This is a genomic window from Pseudoflavonifractor phocaeensis, from assembly GCF_016901735.1.
In the GTDB taxonomy this organism is placed as follows: Bacteria; Bacillota; Clostridia; order Oscillospirales; family Oscillospiraceae; genus Pseudoflavonifractor_A.
In genome coordinates this window covers 36159-60297 of the sequence record NZ_JACLZC010000006.1, presented here as the reverse complement: position 1 = coordinate 60297, position 24139 = coordinate 36159, and the positions used below count along the sequence as shown (strand labels likewise).

The 24139-nt window shown below is 60.9% G+C and carries 16 protein-coding genes, 1 pseudogene and 2 riboswitches; of the genes and pseudogenes, 14 read left to right on the top strand and 3 right to left on the bottom strand.

The annotated features are described in order from the left end of the window. Positions 1-83: 83 nt before the first annotated feature. A complete protein-coding gene (locus H7U37_RS02625; RefSeq protein WP_204873378.1) occupies positions 84-4601 on the bottom strand; it encodes a glycoside hydrolase family 2 TIM barrel-domain containing protein in 4518 nt (1505 codons plus the stop codon). Between the two features lie 558 nt (positions 4602-5159). Between H7U37_RS02625 and H7U37_RS02620 the strand changes: the two genes are divergently transcribed. From H7U37_RS02620 to H7U37_RS16170, 6 genes are all read left to right on the top strand, one after another. After that, positions 5160-5876, top strand: coding sequence for a hypothetical protein (locus tag H7U37_RS02620; protein WP_204873377.1), 717 nt, complete (start codon positions 5160-5162; stop codon positions 5874-5876). A 15-nt stretch (positions 5877-5891) separates the two neighbouring features. After that, on the top strand, positions 5892-6641 hold the full coding sequence (locus H7U37_RS02615; RefSeq protein ID WP_204873376.1) for a CpsB/CapC family capsule biosynthesis tyrosine phosphatase: 750 nt from the start codon (positions 5892-5894) through the stop codon (positions 6639-6641). Between the two features lie 96 nt (positions 6642-6737). After that, the gene (locus H7U37_RS02610; RefSeq protein ID WP_204873375.1) at positions 6738-7052 is read left to right on the top strand and encodes a zinc ribbon domain-containing protein; all 315 of its coding nucleotides are present in this window, start codon (positions 6738-6740) and stop codon (positions 7050-7052) included. 252 nt (positions 7053-7304) lie between these two features. Then, complete coding sequence (locus H7U37_RS02605; protein WP_204873374.1) at positions 7305-10502, top strand: DUF4832 domain-containing protein; 3198 nt, start codon at positions 7305-7307, stop codon at positions 10500-10502. 490 nt (positions 10503-10992) lie between these two features. Continuing rightward, positions 10993-11835 (top strand): M26 family metallopeptidase, encoded by an 843-nt coding sequence (locus H7U37_RS02600; protein ID WP_204873372.1) that lies wholly within the window; start codon positions 10993-10995, stop codon positions 11833-11835. Continuing rightward, the gene (locus tag H7U37_RS16170; RefSeq protein ID WP_204873370.1) at positions 11739-13859 is read left to right on the top strand and encodes an S-layer homology domain-containing protein; all 2121 of its coding nucleotides are present in this window, start codon (positions 11739-11741) and stop codon (positions 13857-13859) included. Before H7U37_RS02600 ends, H7U37_RS16170 begins: the two co-directional genes overlap by 97 nt. A gap of 162 nt (positions 13860-14021) precedes the next feature. Here H7U37_RS16170 and H7U37_RS02590 read toward each other — a convergent pair whose 3' ends face one another. Further along, positions 14022-16520: a prealbumin-like fold domain-containing protein gene (locus H7U37_RS02590; RefSeq protein ID WP_204873368.1), complete on the bottom strand. Its 2499-nt coding sequence runs from the start codon at positions 16518-16520 to the stop codon at positions 14022-14024. A gap of 50 nt (positions 16521-16570) precedes the next feature. Beyond that, positions 16571-16655, bottom strand: a riboswitch (cyclic di-GMP riboswitch). Between the two features lie 275 nt (positions 16656-16930). Beyond that, positions 16931-17066, top strand: a riboswitch (FMN riboswitch). A 131-nt stretch (positions 17067-17197) separates the two neighbouring features. On the opposite strand from H7U37_RS02590, the gene ribD reads away from it, so the two are divergent. Genes ribD through bsh form a run of 5 tightly spaced genes read left to right on the top strand, consistent with a single transcriptional unit; the run spans position 17198 to position 21656 of the window. Beyond that, the gene (ribD, locus tag H7U37_RS02585) at positions 17198-18295 is read left to right on the top strand and encodes a bifunctional diaminohydroxyphosphoribosylaminopyrimidine deaminase/5-amino-6-(5-phosphoribosylamino)uracil reductase RibD (protein WP_204873366.1); all 1098 of its coding nucleotides are present in this window, start codon (positions 17198-17200) and stop codon (positions 18293-18295) included. Further along, positions 18277-18912, top strand: a complete 636-nt coding sequence (locus tag H7U37_RS02580) for a riboflavin synthase (RefSeq protein WP_204873364.1) — start codon at positions 18277-18279, stop codon at positions 18910-18912. Before ribD ends, H7U37_RS02580 begins: the two co-directional genes overlap by 19 nt. A gap of 18 nt (positions 18913-18930) precedes the next feature. Beyond that, positions 18931-20139: a bifunctional 3,4-dihydroxy-2-butanone-4-phosphate synthase/GTP cyclohydrolase II gene (locus H7U37_RS02575; protein WP_204873362.1), complete on the top strand. Its 1209-nt coding sequence runs from the start codon at positions 18931-18933 to the stop codon at positions 20137-20139. Between the two features lie 26 nt (positions 20140-20165). Continuing rightward, complete coding sequence (gene ribH / locus H7U37_RS02570) at positions 20166-20627, top strand: 6,7-dimethyl-8-ribityllumazine synthase (RefSeq protein ID WP_204873360.1); 462 nt, start codon at positions 20166-20168, stop codon at positions 20625-20627. 45 nt (positions 20628-20672) lie between these two features. Then, a complete protein-coding gene (gene bsh, locus H7U37_RS02565) occupies positions 20673-21656 on the top strand; it encodes a choloylglycine hydrolase (RefSeq protein WP_204873358.1) in 984 nt (327 codons plus the stop codon). 54 nt (positions 21657-21710) lie between these two features. On the opposite strand, the gene H7U37_RS02560 is transcribed toward bsh, so the two are convergent. After that, a complete protein-coding gene (locus H7U37_RS02560) occupies positions 21711-22568 on the bottom strand; it encodes a zinc-ribbon domain-containing protein (RefSeq protein ID WP_204873357.1) in 858 nt (285 codons plus the stop codon). 259 nt (positions 22569-22827) lie between these two features. On the opposite strand from H7U37_RS02560, the gene H7U37_RS02555 reads away from it, so the two are divergent. The 3 genes and pseudogenes from H7U37_RS02555 to H7U37_RS16410 form a co-directional block, all read left to right on the top strand. Then, positions 22828-23247 (top strand): PaaI family thioesterase, encoded by a 420-nt coding sequence (locus H7U37_RS02555; RefSeq protein ID WP_204873356.1) that lies wholly within the window; start codon positions 22828-22830, stop codon positions 23245-23247. A gap of 123 nt (positions 23248-23370) precedes the next feature. Next, positions 23371-24027, top strand: coding sequence for an ABC transporter ATP-binding protein (locus H7U37_RS02550; protein WP_204873355.1), 657 nt, complete (start codon positions 23371-23373; stop codon positions 24025-24027). Further along, positions 23984-24118, top strand: a pseudogene (locus H7U37_RS16410) (zinc-ribbon domain-containing protein); the annotation flags it as partial. The gene H7U37_RS02550 and the pseudogene H7U37_RS16410, both read left to right, overlap by 44 nt. Between the last annotated feature and the right edge of the window lie 21 nt (positions 24119-24139).

The following is a 24139-nucleotide window of genomic DNA, read 5'->3' as shown; positions in this document are numbered from 1 at the left end:
CCAGGGGATATCCCCTGGTCCTCGCCTGCTTTTTCGGAAAGCCCGCAGGCTCCCGCTGTTCAGCAGCAACAGCGGTTGTTATGTCAGCGAACGAAGCTGTAGTTGTACAACATCTGAGCCACTTCGGCCCGGGAAGCGGAGCCCTGGGGATCCAGGGTGTTGTCGCCCTTGCCGGCGAGGATACCGTTGACCACCGCCCAGGTCACAGCGTCGTCGGCCCAGGAGGAGACCTTGTCCGCATCGGTGAAGATCAGCTTCAGATCCTCCACCTCGGGGCTGCCGGCGTCACGGTAGAGCATGACGGCCAGCTGCTCACGGGTAATGACGCCCTCGGGATTGGTGCCGTCAGACACGCCGTTGGTCTTGGCCCACTCCATGCCCTTGGCGTACCAGGGGTCGCTGCCGGTGGTGTCGGCGCCGTTCATACGGGCCAGCACGGTCATCAGCATGGCGCGGGTGGAGGTGGCGGAGGGAGCAAAGGTGGTGTCGGAGGTGCCGGTAAAGAGGCCCTTTTCCGCCACATAGGAGATGGCATCATTGGCCCAGTGGTTGAGAGCCACGTCGTCGAAGGAGGGAGCCTCCTTGGCGCCGGGCAGAACGGTGCGGTAGTCGGCCATCATCTCGTCGGGGTCCTTGGTGCTGATGGGCTTGAGGGTGTAGGTGTACTCGTAGGTCTGATTGGCGGGGATCTGATACTTGGTCAGCGGCATGGCGCCCCAGGAGTTGTCACCGCCCAGACCCATCTGGACCTGGTTGAGACGCAGGGTGATGTCCTGACCCTCGGGGAGCATGTAGGAGTGGAGGGTGTTGCTCAGCTGCTCGGGGGTGTAGCGCAGGGCGTTGAACTCCATGGTGCCGCCCTCGGCCTTGGCCAGCAGGCCCACGCCGTCGTCATTGGTGAGGCTCACCCAGCGGACGTCGGTGCGGTTGCCGGTCTCCTGAGGCTTGATGTAGTCCACGAAGAAGTCGTCCACGTTCTTCTGATAGACGCCCACCTGATAGCCGGTCTGGCGGTCGATGTAGTTTTCGTCGGGGCCCTTGCCGTACCAGGTGACGTTGTCAAACTCCTCGGGAATGGTGAGCATGTTGCCCACCTCGGGGATCATGGGCAGGTCCTCGCCGGGGGTGAGAGTGGAGGTGACGCGGACATCGCCGGTGCTGAAAACGGTGTAGACCTGCTTATAGTCAGAGGTGCTCTGGGTGGGCAGGGTGGAGGTGACGGTAAAGGTGACGGTGTTGGCGTCCACCTCATCCACGGTCACGTTGACCACGCTGCGCTGGGCGCCGGCATAGCGCCAGGTGCTCAGGGTGTTGGCGGAGTAGTAGCCCCAGTCGCTGTCGGTGGGCGCACGCCAGAAGTTGGGGATGGGGCCGCTCGTGATGAGGTCGGTGCCCTGATACTGGAAGGAGTCGATGGTGCCGGTCTGCTTGTTGAAGGTGAGCACGAAGTCGCCGCCGGTGACGGTGGTGAGGGTGTCGGTGTCCGCCACGGTGAGGGGGGCTTCCTTGGACAGGTCGGCCTGAGCGGGGGCGGCGGTCTCAAAGGGCACCTGGAACTGCTCCATGGCCACCTCGTGGCCGGCCTTGGCCCAGGAGGTGTCGGCCTTCAGGGTAAAGCTGATGTTGAGGAAGTACTCGGCGCCGGGCTTGGTGGTCACGGCCTGCATGGGGATCTGAACGGTCTTGGTGGTCTGAGGCGCCACGTTCAGCTGGTCGGCGGTGAAGCTGCCGCTCTGGATGGGGCTGCCGTCCTCCACCAGGGTCCAGGTGGCGTTGAACTCGTTGAGGTTGGTGAAGAAATACTTGTTCTCCAGGGTCAGCTTGCCGTTGCGTACGTCGGGAGCGGTGATCTTCACATTCTGGTAGACTTTCTTAACCTCCACCAGCTCGGGCTGGACGGTGCGGTCAGCGGAGACCAGACCGTTGGCGCAGAAGTTCTTGTTGTTGGGCGCGCCCTCGGGCAGGGGAGCCCAGTCGCTGCCGAAGCTGAAGTAGGTGTCCTGATCGTAGCTCAGCTTGGTGGCAGAGTCAAAGTCCAGCCAGACCACGGTGTTCTCGTCGGGGGTGCGCTTGGTGTCGTTGAGCTCGTCGGCGGTGAGGGCGCGGTTATAGATGCGCACCTCGTCGATGAGACCGGAGAAGGTGTTGGGGACGTTGGGATTCTGGGCGTCGAAGGCCACGTCGGCGCCGATGCCCACGGCGTTGCCGCCAAAGGCCACGCCATGGCTGTCGGTGGCGGTGGCGACTTCCTGGCCGTCCAGGAAAAGACGCAGAGTGCTGCCGTCAAAGGTGCCGGCCACATGGTGCCAGTTGTTGGCCCAGTCGGCGGGGGTGTCCACAGAGGCGACCACCTTGGCGTAGACGCCGTTGTCGTCGTCCCACTGGGTGTTGTAAATGTAGAACTCCAGCTTGTCGGAGACCACTTCCCGGGTGGCGTCGTCATACATGAGCTGGCGCTTGAGGCCGTAGGACTCGGTGCACATCCAGGAGTCGTTGCCCTTCATGATGATGGGGCTGGTCTGGACGGTGTCGTCGGGCTTGACCCAGGCTTCCAGGGTGAAGGGCTGGCTGCCGCTGAAGACCAGGGCGGGGTCATTGTAGCAGATGGCATATCCGTCCATGGCCTTGCCGGAGTGGCCGCCGCTCTTCAGCTCGCCCTCCAGGGTGACGGTGATGTCCTTCCCCTCGTTGTCCAGGAGGTAGTCGTCGGGCACTTCCTGCTGGATGGTCTGGTCCACCCAGTCCCAGATGAAGGCGCCCTGCCAGTTGTCGTAGCGGTCGTACACGTCCCAGTAATCCTGGAGGTTGCCGACGCCGTTGCCCATGGCGTGGGCGTACTCACACTGCATGGCGGGCTTTTCGCCGTACACGCCGTACCACTCGATGGGGTTCTTGGTCTTGTCGTCGATGCCCAGGCTGGTGATGCGGCGGTACATGCGGGACCACACGTCCACCTCGGGAATGTCGCGGTGGCCTTCGTAGTGGACCAGGCGGGTGCTGTCCAGCTCCTTGCAGAGCTTGCCCAGCTCGGCCCAGGTGTCGCCGTTGTAGGACTCGTTGCCCAGAGACCACATCAGAATGCAGGGATGGGTCTTGCTGCGCTCGATGGTGGAGGTCATGCGGTCCTTACAGGCCTCGATCCACAGCTCGTCGCTCTGGGGGATGTAGTCATTGAGGCCGTGGGACTCGATGTTGGCCTCGTCGATCATGTACAGGCCGTACTCGTCGCACAGCTCATACCAGCGGGCCTGGTTGGGGTAGTGGGAGTTGCGCACGGCGTTAATGTTGTACTGCTTCATGAGCTTGATGTCTTCGATCATGCTCTCTTCGGAGATGCTGCGGCCGTGCTCCGGCTCGGTCTCGTGGCGGTTGACGCCCTTGAGTACGATGGGCTGGCCGTTGACGGTAAACTGAGCCTGGTTGGTGCCCTTGTTGATGATCTCGATCTCACGGAAGCCCGCGTTGCAGCCGGCGGTCTCCACCACGGCGCCGGTCTCGTCCTTCAGGGCGAACACCAGCTGATAGAGGTTGGGGTGCTCGGCGGACCACTTGGCGGGATTGGTCACCTGGAAGGTGTGGGTTACGTGGGCCTCGCCGTCGGTGAAGGTGACGGGCAGGGTCTCGCTGACCACTTCCTTGCCGTCGGCGTCAAACAGGATGGCGTCCACGGTGTAGCCGGTGGGGGCGGTTTCGCCGTAGCTGCGGAGGGTGGTCTCCACAAACAGGTCGGCGTCGGTGTAGGTCTCGTCCAGATCGGTGGTATAGTTGAAGTCAAAGATGGCGGCGTCGGCGTCCTTGGCGTAGAGGAACACGTCGCGGAAGATGCCGCTCAGGCGGATCATATCCTGATCTTCCAGATAGCTGCCGTCCGACCAGCGGTAGACCTGGAGGGAGATGGAGTTTTCTTCACCGGCGGGCTTGAGGTACTTGGTGATGTCGAACTCAGAGGCGGTATAGCTGTCCTCGCTGTAACCCACATACTCGCCGTTGACCCACAGATAATAGGCAGACTCCACGCCCTGGAAAGAGACGAAGATCTCCTTGCCGTCCCAGTCCGCGGGGGTGGTGAAGGTGCGGCGGTAGTGGCCCACGGGGTTGTAGACGGTGGGAGAGACGCCGATGGGCGGAGTCTCCACGCCCTCCCAGGGCAGGCGGGTGTCGGTGTACTTGGGGTAATCGTAGCCTTCGGTCTGCCAGTTGGAGGGAACCTGGATGTCGTCCCAGCCGCTGACGTTGTAATTGGCTTTATAGAATTCGTCGTTGCGCTCGTGGGGAGTGTCCACATGGAAGAACTTCCATGTACCATTCAAGCTCTGCTGATTGACAATATTCTCGTCATCCCGTACCCGGGCGTCCTCCACCGTGGCGAAGGAGGAGAAGCTGGTGTGGGCATCTTCCCGGTTGACCTGGAAAACGCCGCGCTGGTCGTACCACTCTTCCCCGGCGAATTTGGAGCCGTTGGGGTCCGCGGGCGCCGGAAGATCGGTCACCGTTTGGCTGGAGCCGTCGTCAGCCAGCGCGGTGGTGATGAAGCAACCGCTCAACAGGCTGACACTCAGCGTCGCCGCCAGTAATCGCTTGGGCAGGGCATGGTTTTTCATATTACATATTCCCTCCGTATTTTTATTTTCAGGGACGGACTGTCCGCCCCTTAAAAACAAAGAAACTTAAAAATATGTTATATTTACTGACATTATTAAAACACGGCGGGAGAAAAGAAACAAGTATCCATACTGCACGAAAAAAAGCGGCTATTTTTGTATATTTTATAAAAAAATATTTGAAGTTATCCCCTGCAAATTAACAGAAAAATACATAAAATTCCGAAAAATAGAGAAAAAATTTTGTTGGATCAAAGGGAGAAGCTCAAGGATGTTCCCCAAAAAGAGAAAAAACGGGCTGATTTTTATTGGTAAATATATTGAAAAAATAAAAATTACAAGCAATAATTTTTGACATACAATACAATACGTTTAGAAAACAAAAAGATCTGTTTTACCTTGTCCGTTTCTGTGTGAAAGACAGATGAGGCTGGTGCTGAGACAAAGTCATATGAAAAAGAGGGAGCGCCCGCTTTTTCCGCGGAGGAGAAAGGATGCGCAAGGCATGACCATAGTGTGGTATTATGGATAAAACCACAGGAAAGGACGGCGGCAAACGTGAAGGAATTTTGGGAGACGTTGGAGGACTTTCGGGCACGGACCGAGAGCTTCATCCACACCAGCCTGCCGGCCGGCGGCACGCTGGAGACCCATCCCAACCTGACCCGCAAGGTGGATGGGGAAGGGCATCTGCTGCCCTTTGGCGGGAGTACGGTGGTCTATCCGCTGCCGGCGGAGGCGCGGCGGAGCATCCGATCCCTCCAGGACGCCCTTTATGAGGGCTGCGGCGATCTGCTGGCCCAGCCACTGGACCAGGAGACCTTTCATATTACCCTGCACGACCTGGTGAGCGGTCCGCCCTCCCCGCAGCTGGAGGAGCAGGTCCGGCTGGTACAGCCCTCCGCCCTGGCGTGCGTGGCGGAGCTCCGCGGTCAGGACGCGCCGCTGCGGCTGGTATCCACCGTTTTGTTCAATATGGTGAACACCAGCATGGTCCTGGGCTTTGCGCCGGCGGACGAGGAGAGCTGTGCCCGCCTGATGGAGTATTATCAGCGTTTTCAGCGGGTGGTGGAGCTCCATTATCCCCTGACGCCCCATGTCACGGTGGCTTACTTCAAGCCGGGACGGTACGGACCGGCGCAGATCGCCCGCCTTCAGGCGGCGGTGGATCTGGCGGCGGCACAGCCGCCGGTCTCTTTGGCGCTGTTCGGCGCTATGGTGGAATATCAGCGCTTTTCCAGCATGGGACACTACTGGAACGGCATGGACGAATAAAAAGGAGGGAGCTTTATGGACAAAAAAGGAAGAAATATGGCGCAGCGGCGGATGATCGACATCCATATGCACCTGATCCCGGGTGTGGATGACGGGGCCTATGACCGCTCCATGGCGGAGACCATGCTGGTCATGGCGCATATGCAGGGAGTACGCGCCATTTTTGCCACCCCCCACAGCTCCGCCTTTTTCTATGGCCACGCACGGGTACAGGAACAGTTTCAGGCGCTGCGGTCGTGGCTGGACGCGACGCCTCTGGATATGGGCCTCTATCTGGGCTGTGAGGTGCGCTGCCTGCCCGACGGGATGGAATCCACCCTCACGGCGCTGCGGCAGGGCATCCTGCCTACCCTGAACGGCGCCCGGTATGTGCTCACAGAGTTTCAGACCGGCGTTTTGCCCGCCGACGCGGTCCGGATGACCGGGCGGCTTTTGGAGGAGGGGTGGATACCGGTGGTGGCGCATGTGGAGCGTTACCCGGCGCTTTTTGACGGACATACGGTGCGGGAGCTGACCGAGCGCGGCTGCCTGATGCAGATCAACGCCTATTCTTTGGAGGGCGAGTCCAACGAGGGCATTACAGGAGCGGCCAGGGGACTGCTGCACGAGGGACTGGTGACCTTTTTGGGCTCCGACGCCCATCGTATGGACCACCGGCCCCCTGATGTGCGCACCGGGCTGGACTATGTCTACGCTACCTGCGGCCGGGCCTACGCGGATGCGGTTGCCTTCGGCAACGCCCAGAAGCTGCTGCTTTGCCGTTGACGGGGCGCGGAAAAGAGTTGCAGAAGCGCCGGCGCAAGAGGGGTAGAATAGGCGCATCCAGAACACAAAGAACAAAAAAGACAGGAGGATATTATCATGTCGACAAATTATGGAGCAGTCGTATTCGGCGCGCTGGCGGCCGGCGCCATCATCGGCCTCATCCCTTTCCTGGTGGGCAAGTATAACGGCAACCAGAACTTGGGACTCATCGGACTTGCGGCCTGTGTGGTGGGCAACTTTATCGCGGGTCTGTTGCTCTCCATCCCCATCGCGGTGGGCTTTGTTTTGGGCATTATCCTGACCAAAAACAAGCACGGCGGCGTCTCCTCTCCACGGAACTGCCCCAACTGCGGGGCGCAGGTACCCGCCGGAACCCTTTTCTGCAATCGCTGCGGCGCGAGAATCAAATAAAAAAGCCCCCTGTACCCACATAGGAGCATAATATTCGGCATGGAGCGCAGGCGTCCCGCCGGGACGCCTGCGTTTTTCTATAAAACTTAATAAATATGCAAATGCAGTGGAAAAAATCCCGTAGGTATGCTATACTTTAGCCAATCTTTTGAACTATATATTTCAGGTAAGGAGGTGAGAGAAGCAGGCGACAGTCCACCAGCAGGCGTTTCCCCGGCGTATATCCCCAAACGAAAAAGAGAGGTGCTGTTTATGACAGGAAAGAAACGACTCCTGGCGGCGCTGCTGTCAGCGCTGATGCTCCTGGCGCTGCTGCCCGCGGCTGCGGCGGCGGGGGAGGAGGGCTCCTCCATGGGAGCCAGCTACACCGAGATCACCGACGCCATCGACAACCCGGAGCGGGGCTTTTATTCCACCTGCTTTGTGGGCGCGAAAGAGACGGACAACACAGTCCAGAATCCCACCGGGAAGCTGATCCATATGCGCATCAGCCTGGGCAATTTCAGCCATAATTATTTGAACTACCGTGGAAAAGCGCCGGAACATTATACCGAGGGCGGCTGGGAACCCCTCAGCCAGGATTTTCTGGACGCCTTGAACGCCACCCTGGACCATCTGCGGCAGAACGGCGGCTCGGCCATCCTGCGCTTTGCCTATGACGACTTTGACGGCGTCGCTGATCTTGAGCCGGATATGGCGGGCGTTTTGGCCCATATTGAGCAGCTTTCCGGCGTCTTTGCCCAAAATGCCGACGTGATCGCCGCCGTGGAAAGCGGCTTTTTGGGCTGCTGGGGCGAGCAGCACACCAGCGGCATCGTCACGCCGGAAAACATCGCCGCGTTGGTGGACGCCCTGCTGGAGGCGGTGCCGGAGCCCATCACCGTCTCGGTCCGCCGGCCTGTGTACTACTGCTACGCCGCCGGCCTCCAGCTGGAGGACCTGGCAACCCACCGGGCGGACCCCACGTCCCCCTACTACCGGGTGGGCGTCTATAACGACGGCTATCTGGGCAGCTGCTCCGACCTGGGCACCTATACCGACCGGGCCATGGAGGTGGCGTGGCTGGACTACCAGGCGGGACACACTCTCTTCGGCGGCGAGGTGGTGGCCAATTACTCCGACGACGGCACCGTTTACAACAGCATCGACTACATTTCGGAGGAGATGTTCCGGACGCATACCTCCTATCTGAACATTGAGTGGAACGGCAGCGTCATTGACCAGTGGCGGGAATCCACCTACACCGGGGACGATCCGGTCTACTACGGCCTGAGCGGCTTTACCTATGTGGAAAATCACCTGGGCTACCGGTTCGTGCTGCGCAGCTCCGCGTTTTACGGCGACCGCATTGGCTTTACCGTGGAAAACGTGGGCGCGGGCAATGTACTCAAGGAAAAGACCGTCACCCTGAATCTGGTGGACGAGGACGGTATCCTCACCCAGATCCCCACCGGTCTTGACGTAACGGACTGGAAGTCCGGGGAGACGGCGCAGGCGTTTGTCCCGCTGCCCCAGGACCTGCCGGCGGGGACCTATACCGCCTACCTGAACATTGCGGACGAAAACGGCAATCAGATCCGCTTTGCCAACGACAACCCCTTCTCTGACTACGGCAACGGCATCGGCTCCTTTACTCTGGAGCCCCGGCACATCAACCGGGCGGCCAGTCTCTATTGCTGGAACCTCTATCTCCTCAATGAGGGCTCTTACCCGTCCGTCCGGCCCTTCCTGGAGGAGCTGGAAATCACAAGGGTGTACCAGGATCTGCCCCAGACGTATCTGGCGCGGGAAGAGACCGCCCATATGGTGGCCCGGCTGGCCGCCGACGGCATCGAGACCGTGGCGCTGACCGGCGACGCCGCCTGGGGCATGGCGGGCGGCGATCAGAGCGAGATCAGAGCCTATATCGACGCCCTGGCAGCCTATAACGCGGGAATCGGCGCGGCGGCGCCCATTGGGAAGATTGCCCTGGATGTGGAAGTTCACACCCAGCCGGTATGGCAGGAGGACGCTCAGGCGGCCTTTGCCGCCTATGTGGAGCAGATGGAGGCGCTGTACCAATACGCCCACAGCGCTGGCCTGGAGGTGGTGCAGGTTATCCCCGTGTTCTATGACCGCACCGACGAGGACCTGTTCCGCTACTTCGTGGAGCACTGCTGCGACGAGCTGTCCATCATGAACTACAACAAATCCACCCAGATCAGCGGGATTGAGACCGAGGTCGCCCTCTGCCGCGCCCTGGACAAAAAGATAGAGACCATTTTCGAGACCATGGCCTATTCGGAGAGCCATGGCGTCACCGAGGAGATCACCTATTTCTACGAGGGGATGGAGGCGCTGCAGGCCAAACGCCAGGAGATTCTGGAGACCTACGACTATGAGAACCTGACCACCTCCTACCACCATTTCCCCACGGTGTACCACGTGGCCACGGGGCGCTATCTGGCGGAGATCTACGCCTACACCAACGAAGAGGACCCCACCCGCAACGACCTGGGACAGACCGAAGCGCTGGATACCATCACCCTCACCGGAGATGACGGCAGCGTCATCGTGGCGGGGCTGTACAATCCCAACCGGGACGCCGTCTATCCCGAGACCTGTTACCTGGCGGTGGGCCTCTCCGACGGCGTGACCTATACCATCAGCTCCGGTTCGGAGGACTATGTGGTGACCACCCCCAACCGCGCCTTCACCTTTGGGGACGACGCCCTAGTGGACTATATCAGCATCAGGGTCGAACGGGTGGAGGAAGCCCACACCCACACCCCCGAGGTGCGAAACGCCAAGGCGGCGGGCTGCACGGAGGCGGGATACACCGGAGACACCTATTGCGCGGCATGTGGGGAGCTGTTGTCCGCCGGCGTTTCCATCGACCCGCTGGGACATACGGGCAGCTGGAGCGCCAACGGCGACGGCACCCATCGGCAGGTCTGTGACCGGTGCGGAGCGGTGATGGCCAGCGGCGCCTGTTCCGACGGGAACCGGGACGGGCTGTGCGACACCTGCGGCGGGGCATACAGCCAGACGCCGACCTTCCGGAAAAAGAACGGCTTTACAGAGGGGGCCACATATCTGATTACCGTCCGTCAGAAGGCCCTTGACCGGGGACTGTCCGGCGCCGCCGTACAGATGACCGAAAGCGGCGGGGTTTATACGGCCAATCCGCCGGCGGAAGAGGAGTGGCTTTGGACCTATGAAAATGGGCGGCTGTGGTGCGAGACAGGGGGGACGCGGTACTATCTGGCCGCCGACGGTTCCGATCTGACCGTCACCACCCAGGCCGGTGACGCCGCCCTGTGGTCCTATTCCGGGGACCGCCTGAGCACCCAGGTTTCGACCCGCTTCCTGTTTTGGAACTATGATATGACCTATTACCTCTCTGTCAACAGCTCCGGTTTTACCCTCAGTATCCTGCGGCAGACAGCCGCGCTGTATGAAGCGGTGTGACCAATCGCGCCTGACTTCCGGCCCCGGCGTTCTTTGAAGAGCGCCGGGGTCCTGTTTTTTCCAGAATCAGACAGAAAAAGGAGAAAACCGGCGTCAGACAAAAGGAGGTACATAAAAAATAAAGTAACATTTTATATAAAATTTTATAAATAATTTTGATAAATATAACCATATAAAATGAGGACTTTTCTATATATGGAAGAAAAATAATTTAAAGGATAAAACTAGAAGTTTATAAATTGATATCCATATAAAAGATAAATAGAGTTAAAAGGAGGTAAAATAGAATAAAAAGTGAAAAACGAATGAGGATAAAAAAGAGACTGCATCGTTTTTACAGGAAATAAAAGTAAAAATAGGGCGATAGAGGATGCTTGCGCGGAAAAGGGTTTCCTGATAAGATAAATCCCGCGCCGGACGGCTGGCAAGGAGAGAAAAAAGGCGGCGTCCGCGGCAAGAATGTCAATCATGGAGACTGGAGAAGGAAATGATGAACGGGGCAAACTGGATCGACGCGGCGGATACGGCGTGGTACGAGACCCAACCCGACGCCGCGTCGTTTGAGCTCCACAGCCCGGAGGAGCTGGCCGGTCTGGCCCGGCTGGTAAATGCGGGCAACCATTTTTCCGGCAAAACCGTTACCCTGACCGGCGATATTGACCTGGCGGGCAGGGAGTGGACCCCCATCGGCGGCGGCGGGACCGGCGGCCAGTTCCGCGGGGACTTTGACGGCCGGGGCCACACCATTTCCAATCTGAAGATCACCCGGGGTCTGTCGTACACGGCGGAAAACAAGAGCATCGGCCTGTTCGGCGCCACCCAGGACGGGGAGATCAGGGACTTTACCCTGTACAATGCGGAGGTCACCGGAAGCGGCTATGTGGCCGCGGTGGTGGGCGGCGACGCCTATCTGGAGTCTGAAATCACCGGGGTCCACGTGACCGGCAGCGTGCGCATTTTGGGCTACTGGTATGCCGGCGGTATTTTGGGCAACGGGTATACCACTGTCGCCAACTGCTCCGTAACCGGCGACGGTACGGAAACCTCCTATGTAAAAATCACCGGCGGCTATGTGGGCGGCATCGTGGGCTATATGGGGGAAGGAAATTGCGTCACGACGGACTGCGCCGTAAAAGACATCACGGTGGAAGGGGCATATAACGGCATCGGCGGCGTGAACGGCATCCTCCACTACGGCAATACCATCCGCGGCTGTACGGTGGAAAACGTGGCAGTGTGGCAGAACACCGCCCGGAGGAAAACGGCCGGATCTATTGCGGGGCCTTTGCCGGCACTTACCTTGACAACGAGGGCAAAAATCCGCCCACGGTGAGCGGCTGTACATTCACCGGACAGCTTTACAGCGGACCGGAAAAAAACGATATTCTGGAAGCCGGCCGCTATGTGGGCAGTCTGTGGTACGGCGCACAGCCGCCCTCCACGGTAAAGATCGAAAATTGCACCATTTCCATGCCGCCTGTGGCGCAGGTGGGCGGAGAGACGTACGCCACCCTGGCCGAGGCCTGCGAGGCCGCGCAGCAGGGCGCGGACAAGACCGTGACCCTCCTGGCCGACGTCGCCGGGGACAACTGGACCACCATCGGCCTGACCGGTCTCACCGTGGAGGGCGGCGGACACGTGCTCACCGTTGACAAGCAGGCATTCCGCTCCGGCGGCGGCAATACCTTCCGCGACCTGACCCTGGATCTGACTGGCGCTTCCGGCGGCTATGCCCTGAACGCAAAACCGGGAGATGTCTTTTCCGATGTGACCATCCTGGGCAACAGCAGCGTGCTTTACGGAATTCTGATCGGAGGCACCGAAGCCGGCAACGAATCGGTCATCATCGAAGGCTGCACCTTTGACGGGATGCAGAACGCCATCTATGACAGCGAGAGCGGCGAGGTGGAAAACCTGATCGTCAAAAATTCCACCTTTCAGGGGGGCGCCCGCTTTATCTTCCGCTCGCCGCAGGGCCGGTTTACCGGAAATACCCTGGACGGCGTAAAGCTGAACATCATGAAGGAGGGCCAGACCGTCGCCGGAAACACCTTCCTTAACGGCAGCCGCATCTCTTTTTATGTGGACGGCTCCGTTTTTCAGGACAATCAGATCCGCTCTGAGAGCTATCTGGAGTTCACCGGCGCCGACGGCCAGAACCGGGACCTGCGGGGCAACGATTTCGGGGAGGAGATCATCGTGACCACCGAGGTGGCCGCCGTTGCCGTTACCCTGCCCGCCTCCGCCAAGCCCGGCAGCGCCTTTGCCGGCTGGAGCGACGGGGAGGGGCTCTGGCAGGCCGGCGACACCTGTTCGGTCACAGAAGGAGTGACCTTTACCGCCCAGTGGACGGAGGCGCCCCCTTCCGGCGGCGGCGCCGTCTCCGGCAATAAGACCGAGACGGTCACCAACCCCGACGGGTCCACCACCACCACCGTGACCCGCCCCAACGGCACCGTCACCGAGACCACCACCGATACCGACGGCAACAAGACCCAGACGGTGACCAACACCGACGGCTCCGCCACCACCACCGTGGACCAGGACGGCAGAAGTCAGACCCAGGTCAAGCTGCCCGCCGGCCTGGTGGATGCCGCCCGGGAGAACGGCGAGACCGTGGCCCTGCCCATGCCCGGCGTGTCCGCCGCCGCGGACAAGACCAGCGCCCCGGTGGTAAAGGTGGAACTGCCCGCCGATACCGCCGCCAAGGTGGAGATCCCGGTGGAAAATATGACCCCCGGCACCGTGGCCGTCATCGTCCGGGAAGATGGGACCGAGGAGATCATCAAAACCTCCCTGTCCACCGGCACCGGCGTGGCCGTCACCCTGTCCGATGGCGATACCGTCAAGATTGTGGACAACAGCAAGAATTTTGACGACGTGGCCGATGACCACTGGGGCGCCGACGCGGTGACCTTTGCCACCAGCCGGGAGCTCTTCCAGGGCACCAGCGCCACCACCTTCTCCCCTGAGCAGGACATGACCCGGGCCATGATTGTCACCGTGCTGGCCCGCTATGAAGGGGTGAGCACCGAGGGAGACCTCTGGTATGAGGCCGGCCAGCGGTGGGCCGTGGAGCGCGGCATTTCGGACGGCAGCAACATGGACGCCTCGGTCAGCCTGGAACAGCTGGCCGTGATGCTGTGGCGCTGCGCCGGCAGCCCCGCCGCCTCCGGCGGTCTGGACTTTGCCGACGGGGACAGCGTCAGCCACTGGGCCGCCGAGGCCATGGCCTGGGCGGTGGAAAACGGACTCATCCAGGGGCTGGGAGAGGGCGTCCTTGCGCCGCAGGGCCAGGCCACCCGCGCCCAGGTCGCCGCCATTCTGGCGCGTTTTGTGCAGCATACCCACGTCTGATTCTATCAAATGGCTGTAAAAAAGCTCCTCCGGTACCGGGGGAGCTTTTCCTATGGTTCAAATGTGAGAACAGGGGGCAGCCGCCGGGCACATAAAAGAACGGGAGGCCGGGACCCGGTTGGGGTCCCGGCCTCCCGCTGTCGGGATTGGGGGAACGGAGGATTAGTCCTCCTTCTTGCGGCGGATGGTCAGATACAGGCCGCAGCCGGTCAGACCGCCGGCCAGGGTCACCAGATAGGCGGCCGGGGAGGCGTGGGGTTCGGCGGCAAAGCCGGTCTGAGGCAGGTCGCCCAGCGGGGTCTCGCCGTCCACCAGTTCCACCTGGTCCTCGGAGGCGGCAGGAGCCTCTTCGGCTTCGGGAGTTTCGGGAGCGGGGTCCATGGGGATGGCCTCGTCGGTCAGGTCCTCCTCGGGGGCGGGCGTCTCCTCATCGGGCGTGGGGGACAGCGGGGTATCCTCGTCGGTCAGCTCCTCTTCCTCGGCGGCGTAGTAGAGCTCCACCACCTGGTTGCGCTGGATATCGCTGCCCTCGATGGGGTCGCCGTCGGCATGGTCAAAGGTATAGGTCACACCGTCCACGGTGATGGTCTCGGGCTGCTCGTCGCTGAAGTCCCAGCCGCGACCCTCTCGGATGCGGCTGCTGGTGAAGGCGTCGGCGAGTTCCACACCGTCGGCGTCGTAATAGTGGATGGTGACGCGGTAGTAGGTATAGCTGGAGCCGCCGGAGGACTGACGGGTGTTGGTCACGTCTACGGTCTCCACGTTTTCGTCCACCAGGATGGCCAGGTCCTCGGTGAGGCGGTTGTAGCCGTCGGGCGCGGCGATCTCGGTAAGGTAGTAGGTGCCGAAGAGGAGGGTCACGTCGAAGGAGCCGCCCTCAAAGACAGCGGCGGCGGACGGATCGGCGGTCCACACCACTTCTCCGTTTTCCACGGCGTAATAGAGCTTGGTCTCGCCGTCCAGCTTGTAGAGCTGGAACCGGGCGCCCTCCAGGGCGTTGCCGGACTGGTCCACCTTGTTGACCGTCACGTCGCTGTCGATCTGCTCCAGCTCAATGACGTTGTAATAGGTGAAGCTGTAATTCTGGTAGCTGTTGCCCATGCCGGGGCCGTCGATGCCGTAGCCGGACCAGATCTCCAGGGTATCGCCGTCCTGGAAGCCGTCCTGGGTGAGTTGGGCAAAGTAGGCGTTGGTCTCGTCGTAGAGGGCGGTGCCGGGCAGATAGTCGCCCACGCCGTGGGAGCGGGAGAAGTCCAGGTCGCCGGAGGGATTGGGGTTGAGATACCCGGCGTTTTCCTGGCCGTATACCACGCTGAACAGGCCCATATAGAAGCTGTTGTAGCTGACGGCGGAGAGCTCCGCCTCCGGCCACTTGATCTGAACCTTCAGGCTGCTGCCGGAGGGCTGGACATACAAAAAGCGGTCAATCCAGGGATATGCCTGGATATATTCCATGAGCTGCGCCTCGGTCATGGTGTAAATACCGTTGGAGGCGAGTTGGGAACCGTCCAGCCAGTCGGGATGGTCGGCAAAGAGGCCGGTCAGCGTTTCATAGGAGGTCCCTCTCTGGGCGTTGAAATAGTCCAGCAGGTAGTCGGTTATGGCAGATGCGCCAGAATAACCGGCCCGGGCCAGGTAGTCATAGATTTGGCACATCATCTCAAAGGTCACCTGGCTGTCTTTGGAGACATGGAAGATGTCCTCATAAAAATACTTGGGAATCATGGCGCCGGAAAACCGGATGGGCATATACTGTCCGTCATAGGTCAGAACCGGCAGGAGGGACCCCTCCTCCAGGCTGCCGAACTGGCTGGTATCCTCGGGGGCCAGAACAAAGCTGCCGTTTTTATACTGATACACGTTGCCGGACTCATTTTTGACTAGAATCTGGAACTTATAGTGGTCGCCGGGCATCTGGCTGTCGTTTTCCCAGAGGTCCAGGGCGCCCTGCGCCAGGTCAATCACCAGATCGGAGGGCGCGTTTTCGTGGATGGTATAGTAAAAAATGTAGCCGTCGTTTTTGTTTTTGGCGTATCCGTCATAGGTGACCCCCTCGGACATGGTTTGATAATGGACGGTGCAGGTTTCCTGGGGAAGTTCCACGGCGGGCGGGACCTCCTCCTGGTTCTCCTCCAGATTGGCCAGGGCTTCCTCGGCGGCGGTCAGGACAGGGAGGTTTTCCACGTCGGCCTGGATGGATGCGTCCAGGGCGTCGTAGGCGGCGCGGGCGGCTTCCACGTCGGCCCGGTCCGCCTCAGAGGGGGCGGCGGGCAGCGCGGCGATGAGGGCTTCCACTTCCTCCACGGCGCAGGGCTGGCCGGTCACGGCTTCCGCGTAGCTGCAGGTCTCGTCATGGACATGGGTACAGGGCTGGGCCTCTACCGCCGGGGCGTAGGCGCAGTCGGGGCTGTGGTCCACCACGCCGTCGCCGTCGGTGTCGGTGCAGTCCATGTCGCAGGGGATTTCGTCCAGCCCCTCCACATAGCCGCAGGTCTCGTCGTGGACGTGGGTGCAGTCCTGGGCCTCCACCGCCTCGGCATAGCCGCAGGCGTCGCTGTGGACGTGAGAGCCGGCGGCCAGAGCGGTGGTGCTCAGCATACCGGTGACCATGCTGATGGTCAGGGCCAGTGCCATTCCTTTTCTGAATTTCTTGTTTGCCATGATTCCGTTCTCCTTTTCCTGTATGGTTTTATGGGTTGGAAATCGGAATAGAAGGCGGCCGGGCTGCCATAGCTGGAATGCGTTAGGCCCCTGGCTTTGCGTCCCGCCGTTTCCGGCGGTTTGCCGTTTGACATCTACACCTTTCTTTGGCAGCTCCGTTGCTGCCTTGTTCTCTTTGGATGAGGCAAGTATACACGGGCGCGGTTACATATAGGTTACATTTCAAAAAATAATTTCAAACAATTTTATTTGCGTGTGATGTATTTTTTATTTGTGTCTTTCTCGAAGGACGCCATCTCGCGCTGCTCCCGTGCGGCGCAGGGAGACGGGGCAAAAAGGACTTGCATTTTTGGAAAAAGCGTGTATACTGTGGCTTATACAGAAGGGTGCTTCTGTGAAAACCGAATAATCAGATTCTTCAGGGCAGGGTGCAATTCCCTACCGGCGGTACAGCCCGCGAGCCGACCTCCCCCCGTTTTGGGGAGAGACGCATGATCCGGTGGAACTCCGGAGCCGACAGTAAAGTCTGGATGAAAGAAGAAGATGCGGAGTGGGGAGGCCCCCGTTCCGTCTGTTTGCTGCTTCTGAAATGCCGTTGGTATTTCAGAATTTTTTTGCCGCGTATGTCCCGAGAGTCTGCGACTTTCGGGACTTTTTTCATTGCGAGGTGATCCCAGTTGCAAGATACCCAATGGATGGCCCGGGCCCTGTCGCTGGCCAAGCGGGGGATGGGGCGGGTCAGCCCCAATCCCATGGTGGGCTGCGTCATCGTAAAGGACGGCCGGGTCATCGGCGAGGGGTGGCACCAAAAATGCGGGAGCCTCCACGCCGAGCGCAACGCCCTGGCCGCCTGTACCCAGGACCCGGCCGGGGCGACCCTCTATGTCACCCTGGAGCCCTGCTGTCACTGGGGCCGGACGCCCCCCTGTACCGACGCCATTTTGGAGCATAAGATTGCCCGGGTGGTGGTGGGCAGCATGGACCCCAACCCGCTGGTGGCGGGAAAGGGCGTACAGATTCTGCGGGACCGGGGCGTGGAGGTGGAGACCGGCGTGCTGCAAGAGGAATGCGACAGGTGCAATGAGGTCTTTTTCCACTACATCCAGACCAAGACGCCCTTTGTGGTATTCAAATACGCCATGACCTTAGACGGCAAAATCGCCGCCTATACCGGCCACAGCCGGTGGGTCACCGGCGAAACGGCCAGAGCCCATGTCCACGAGACCCGCAACTGGCTGTCCGCCATTCTGGTGGGGGTGGGCACCGTGCTGGCCGACGACCCCCTCCTCACCTGCCGGATGGAGGGGGGGCGCAATCCGGTGCGCATCGTGTGCGACAGCCGTCTGCGCACGCCGGTCTCCTCCCAGCTCATCCGCACGGCCAAAGAGGTGCCCACCCTTCTGGCCGCGGTGGAGAAAAACGAAAACGCCGGCGCGCTGGAAGCGGCTGGCGCGGAAATTGTGCTCTGTAAGGAGAAGGAAGGCAGGGTGGATCTGGCCGACCTGATGGTCCGCCTGGGTGCGCGGGGCATCGACAGCGTGCTGGTGGAGGGCGGCGGGGAGCTGGCCTTTTCCGCTCTGGAGGCCGGGGTAGTACAGAAAGTACAGGCCTATATCGCCCCCAAGCTGGTGGGCGGAAAGACCGCCAAAACACCGCTGGGCGGCGCGGGCTTTCCCACCATGGACCGGGCGGTGCGCCTGAGGGACGTTGCCGTCACCCGGCTGGGCGAGGATATTCTCATGGAGGGCTATGTGCCATGTTTACCGGAATCGTAGAAGAGATGGGGCGCATCGCCGCCATCCGCCAGGGGGCCAAAAGCGCCCAGCTCACCATCCAGGCCAAGACCGTGCTGGAGGGGAGCAAAATCGGGGACAGCATCGCCGTCAACGGGGTCTGCCTCACCGTCACTGGTCTCACTCCCACCGCCTTTACCGCCGACGTGATGGCTGAATCCCTCCGGCGGTCGTCGCTGGGGGAGTTGTCCTCCGGTTCTCCCGTCAATCTGGAGCGGGCCATGGCGGCGGACGGCCGGTTCGGCGGCCACATCGTCTCGGGCCACATCGACGGCACCGGCGCCATCGCTTCCTTCCGCCGGGAGGACAATGCCGTGTGGATCACCGTCTCCACCCCCGCGCCGCTGCTGCGCTATATTGTGGAAAAAGGCTCCATCGCCATCGACGGCGTCAGCCTCACCGTGGCCGCCGTCACCGGGCGGGACTTTTCCGTCTCCATCATTCCCCATACCGGGGCCCAGACCATCCTCCTCCAAAAGCGGGTGGGGGAAAAGGTCAATCTGGAATGCGACATCATCGGCAAATATGTGGAAAAGCTGTTGCAGCCCCACAAGGAAACCGGCATCACCATGGAATTTTTGTCCAAATACGGCTTTTGACAGCAAGGAGTAAGGATTATGAAGGAGAAATTCAGCACCATCGAGACCGCCCTGGAGGATCTGCGGGCGGGGCGGCTCATCATGGCCATCGACGACCCGGACCGGGAGAATGAGGGCGACCTCATCTGCGCCGCCCAGTTCGCCACCACCGAGAACGTCAACTTTATGGCGGTCCACGCCAAGGGCCTCATCTGCACCCCCATGAGCAAGGCCGTGGCCGACCGGCTGGGGCTGGAGCAGATGGTCAAGGTCAACACCGACAACCATCAGACCGCCTTTACCGTCTCCATCGACCATGTGGAGACCACCACCGGCATCTCCGCCGAGGAGCGGGGCTTTACCTGCCGGGCCTGCGCCGACCCCGCCACCAGACCCGAGCAGCTCCGCCGTCCCGGCCATGTGTTTCCCCTGGTGTCCCGGCCCGGCGGCGTGCTCCAGCGCAACGGTCACACCGAGGCCACGGTGGACCTGTGCCGTCTGGCCGGACTGGAGGAGTGCGGTCTGTGCTGCGAGATCATGCGGGACGACGGCACCATGATGCGCACCGCAGAGCTTCTCCAGAAGGCGGAGGAGTGGGGGGTCCACGTCATCACCATCAAGGATCTGCAGGACTACTGCCGCCGCCATGACAAGCACGTGGTCCGGCAGGCCAGCGCCAAAATGCCCACCCGCTTCGGCACCTTCCAGATCTACGGCTATGTGAACGACCTGACCGGCGAGCACCATGTGGCCCTGGTCAAGGGCGACATCGGGGACGGCAAGAACCTTTTGTGCCGGGTCCACTCGGAGTGCCTCACCGGCGACGTGTTCGGCTCCTGCCGCTGCGACTGCGGCCAGCAGCTCTCCGCCGCACTGGAGCGCATCGAGGCCGAGGGCCGGGGCGTCCTCCTCTATATGCGCCAGGAAGGGAGAGGCATCGGCCTCATCAACAAGCTCAAGGCCTATGAGCTCCAGGAGCAGGGCTTTGACACGGTGGAGGCCAACGTAAAGCTGGGCTTTGCCCCCGATCTGCGGGAGTACTGGATCGGGGCCCAGATTCTCCAGGACCTGGGGGCCAAGGAGCTGCGCCTCCTCACCAACAACCCCGACAAGGTCTACGGCCTGGACGGCTTCGGGGTGGAGATCGTGGAGCGGGTGCCCATCGAGATTGCCCCCCAGGCGGACGACGCCTTCTATCTCCACACCAAGAAGGTCAAAATGGGCCATATTCTCAGCGACGAAGTGTAATTTCTATCATATTTGGAGGTATCATCATGAAAGTTTTGGAAGGCTCCTATGTCTCCGGCGGAAAGTTCGCCATTGTGGCGTCCCGGTTCAACGAGTTCATTGTGTCCAAGCTCATCTCCGGCGCGGAGGACACCCTGGTGCGCCACGGCGTCAGCAGCGACGACATCACCCTGGCCTGGGTGCCCGGCGCCTTTGAGATCCCCATCGCCGCTTTGAAACTGGCCAAGAGCGGCAACTATGACGCCGTCATCTGTCTGGGCGCGGTGATCCGCGGCTCCACCAGCCACTATGACTATGTGTGCAGCGAGGTCTCCAAGGGCGTGGCCCAGGCCGGCCTCCAGACCGGCGTGCCGGTGCTTTTCGGCGTGGTCACCACCGAAAACATTGAGCAGGCCATCGAGCGGGCCGGCACCAAGGCGGGCAACAAGGGCGCCGACGCCGCCATGGCCGCCCTGGAAATGGCCAGCCTCCTGCCCAAGCTGGACTAAACCGCCCTTTCATCGGACAGACTAGGGGAGAGAGGAGGGAAGCGTATGTGTACCAGCCTGGCCTTTACCGGACGGTATCCGTGTTTTGGACGGAACCTGGACCTGGAAGCATCTTTTGGGGAACAGGTGGTCCTGACGCCCCGGGGTGTTCCTCTGACCTTCCGCTGCCTTCCCCGGCAGGAGGCCCATTGCGCCATGATCGGTATGGCCCATGTGGCGGGGGGCTGTCCCCTCTACGCCGAGGCGGTCAACGAGAAGGGATTATATATGGCGGGTCTCAACTTTCCGGGCAACGCCTGTTACTTTCCCCATGTGGACGACGGCGCCCTGGAGGCAGCTCCCTATGAGCTCATTCCCTGGCTGCTGGGGCAGTGCGCCTCGGTGGCGGAAGCGGAGCCGCTTCTGGACCGGCTCCGGCTGCTGGACGAGCCCTTTGCACCCGGTTTGCCGCTGGCGCCCCTCCACTGGCACCTGTCCGACGGTAAAACGTCCCTGGTGCTGGAGCCCATGGCCGGCGGACTGCGGGTCTATGAGGACCCGGTGGGGGTTTTGACCAACAACCCGCCCTTTGACTTCCACCTGACCAATCTCCGGCAGTATCTCAACCTCACCGCCGCCGCGCCGGAGAACCGCTTTCATCCGGACCTGTCCCTCTCTCCCTTCGGGCAGGGGATGGGCAGCCTGGGGCTGCCCGGCGATCCTTCGCCGGCGTCCCGCTTTATACGGGCGGCCTTTTATAAGTGGAACAGCCCTTGGACAGACAGCCCGGACCAGCGCCTGGCCCAGTTTTTCCATGTGCTGGACGGGGTGGCCATGACGCCCGGCGCGGTGCGCACCCCAACGGGGGAGCTGGACCGGACCCTGTATGCCTGCTGCCTGTGTCCCGGGCCGGACCGGGTGGACTATTACTATAAGACCGAGGGCAACAGCCGCATCTCCGCCGTGACCATGGACCGCGCCGCCATGGCGGGGACGGAGCTGGTGGCCGTTCCCCTGCGCACCGACCAGGATATTTGCTGGCAGAACTAAAAAAAGCAAAAAGAATCGCGCCGGACCGGGCATCTTGCCCCGTCCGGCGCGTTTTTAAGATTGCAGCGCAACGACGACCGACACGTCCTCCACCCCGTTGCTCTGGAGCTCCAGGGAGAGCACGCCGCTTTGAAAGCTGTCCAGCGGATAGACCAGCGGCTGGGACAGGTCCGTCAGATCCAGGGTCACGGCGGTCTCCCCTTGCAGCAGACGGAGCTCCAGGCTGGCTCCCTCCGGCACGGTCCCGCAAGCCGCGTCCACCTGGAGGGCGGGGGCTCCGTCGGCGGGGAGGGTCAGGTCCTGCCGAAAGGTGTAGCCGTCGCTGGTCCGATGGAAGGAGACGGTCCACACCCCGCCGATCAGGGACTCCTGGGACAGGATTGTCACGTCCTGCCGGCCCTGGTCGATCAAATCGCCGGCAAAGGAAAAGAAGGTGTAGACAAAGCCCGCAAGACACAAAATACTCAGAATAAAGCTCAAAATGGCGGTGAGAAAATAGGCGCTGTGGTGGTGCTTGGGCGGAGCAACGGGATTTTGTGCGGATGCGCCGCACACCGTGCAGAAGCGGTCCCCCTTGGCCAGGGGATGGCGGCACTCCGGACAGAGGGCGCGTTGCTTGGGGCGGCGGAAGAGATAGACCGGCAGAATGAGAAAGTAGGAGAGGGCGCACAGCAGCACCCACAAAACCGGCTCTTCGCCCCGCAGTTTACAGTCCTGATAGACCCAAAATCCCCCGCAGCCCATGGCGATCAGGAAAAAAAACAGGGTCCCTGCCAGGAGAAGCAGGAGCAGGGGACCGCCGGAAAGCCGTCCCTGGACCCAGAAGAGGAGGGCGGAGAAGAGGAGGGATAGGGTCAGGATCAGGGGAACGGCGACAAAGAGGGGAAAGCGAACCCCCTGGAATGATTTCATACTGGCTGCCTCACTTTCTGCGTTGGTACATCGGCGCACGGTGTCAGAGCCATTATACCAGCTGTTGAGGGAATTTTACAGCCTTTCGGTCTCTTATGTTGGGCGCAGAAAAGCGGCCTGATCCGATAAGGATAGGATATCATACCGTGGAGCATAAAGCCGCAGCCTTCTTCCGGCTTGGCGAAAAAGAAGTTTCCGATTCCGTCATGCCTGTGATAAACTGAAAAAACAGAGAAAATGCAGAAGGGAGCGCAATGATATGCCAACGCTTGACCAGATCCGGGCCCGCTTTGCCGGGGACCGGTTTGCCACCGAGGCCGCCGGCGCGGCCATTGAACAGGCCGAGCCGGGCCATGCCGTCTGCACCATGCCCATCCGGCCCGTCCATCTCAACGCCAACAACATCCCAATGGGAGGGGCGGTTTTTACGCTGGCGGACTTCGCCTTTGCCGTGGCCGCCAACGGACACAGCAGCCGCGTCACCGTCACCCAGCAGGTGTCGGTCACCTTTCTGTCGGCGGCCCGGGGAGAGCGGCTCATCGCCGAGGCCCGCTGTCTGAAGGCTGGCCGTACCACCTGCCTCTACGCCGTGGAGGTCACCGACGACCGGGGCGCCCAGGTGGCCCACTTGACCATAAACGGCTATACCATGGAGCCGAGAACCGGCAAAGAAGGCTGAGTTTGCGTGCGCCCAGCACCGCACCCAAAAAGTATGGGATAAAGCGGATGTGCTTGAAAAGGTACAGAAGAATGGTATAATAATGAAAAGATAGAAAAATACCGGAAAAACAGGGATATTTATATGTTTGAGGTAAAAGAGATCAGCAAGTCCTATGAGGGGAGACAGGTACTGTTTCCGGTGAGCTTTTGCTTGGATGAGGGCCAAAGCATAGGGATTGTCGGCCCGAACGGCTCCGGAAAGTCGACTCTTTTGCGGCTGCTGGCACAGGTCAAGCGCCCTGACAGCGGCCGGATGTTCTTTCGAGGCAAGGATGTTTTGGGGGACAGACAGTTTTTGCGGCGGCATCTGGGCTACGTGCCGCAAGCGGACCAGCTGTCCCCAGGTCTGACCGTGGGGCAGCAGCTGGAACTGTGGCAGGCCGCTTGCGGACTGCGCGGACCGCTGCCCGAAGAAATCACCGCACGGATGGGCTTGGAGCCGCTTCTCCGCCGGCGGATCCAGACCCTGTCGGGCGGTATGCGCCAGCGGGTCAGCATTGCCATGGGACTGTTGGCTCAGCCGGAGATTCTGGTAATGGATGAGGCCACCACCGGTCTGGACCTTGCCTACCGACAGGTATTGTTGGATTGGATGGAGTTGTTTTTGCATCAGGGCGGCATGCTTGTCTGGTGTACCCACCATACCGAGGAGCTGGAGCGGCTGTGTGACCGCTGCCTCTGCTTGGAAGAGGGACATGCCCGATGGGGCAGTATGGAAGAAGAGCACATGGAAATATGACGATTTTAGCGCAGAGGGAGATGGAGTTATGTTTTGTAAAAAATGCGGGAAAAAATTGATGGATGGGGCGAGATTCTGCGATTTTTGCGGCGCCGATATGACGTCCGCCAAT

Excerpts from the sequence above, each read along its gene's own strand:
- H7U37_RS02625 (WP_204873378.1), bottom strand. The coding sequence starts at position 4,601 with ATGAAAAACCATGCCCTGCCCAAGCGATTACTGGCGGCGACGCTGAGT.
- H7U37_RS02615 (WP_204873376.1), top strand. The coding sequence starts at position 5,892 with ATGGACAAAAAAGGAAGAAATATGGCGCAGCGGCGGATGATCGACATC.
- H7U37_RS02610 (WP_204873375.1), top strand. The coding sequence starts at position 6,738 with ATGTCGACAAATTATGGAGCAGTCGTATTCGGCGCGCTGGCGGCCGGC.
- H7U37_RS02605 (WP_204873374.1), top strand. The coding sequence starts at position 7,305 with ATGACAGGAAAGAAACGACTCCTGGCGGCGCTGCTGTCAGCGCTGATG.
- H7U37_RS02600 (WP_204873372.1), top strand. The coding sequence starts at position 10,993 with ATGAACGGGGCAAACTGGATCGACGCGGCGGATACGGCGTGGTACGAG.
- H7U37_RS02590 (WP_204873368.1), bottom strand. The coding sequence starts at position 16,520 with ATGGCAAACAAGAAATTCAGAAAAGGAATGGCACTGGCCCTGACCATC.
- H7U37_RS02580 (WP_204873364.1), top strand. The coding sequence starts at position 18,277 with ATGTTTACCGGAATCGTAGAAGAGATGGGGCGCATCGCCGCCATCCGC.
- H7U37_RS02575 (WP_204873362.1), top strand. The coding sequence starts at position 18,931 with ATGAAGGAGAAATTCAGCACCATCGAGACCGCCCTGGAGGATCTGCGG.
- ribH (WP_204873360.1), top strand. The coding sequence starts at position 20,166 with ATGAAAGTTTTGGAAGGCTCCTATGTCTCCGGCGGAAAGTTCGCCATT.
- bsh (WP_204873358.1), top strand. The coding sequence starts at position 20,673 with ATGTGTACCAGCCTGGCCTTTACCGGACGGTATCCGTGTTTTGGACGG.
- H7U37_RS02560 (WP_204873357.1), bottom strand. The coding sequence starts at position 22,568 with ATGAAATCATTCCAGGGGGTTCGCTTTCCCCTCTTTGTCGCCGTTCCC.
- H7U37_RS02555 (WP_204873356.1), top strand. The coding sequence starts at position 22,828 with ATGCCAACGCTTGACCAGATCCGGGCCCGCTTTGCCGGGGACCGGTTT.
- H7U37_RS02550 (WP_204873355.1), top strand. The coding sequence starts at position 23,371 with ATGTTTGAGGTAAAAGAGATCAGCAAGTCCTATGAGGGGAGACAGGTA.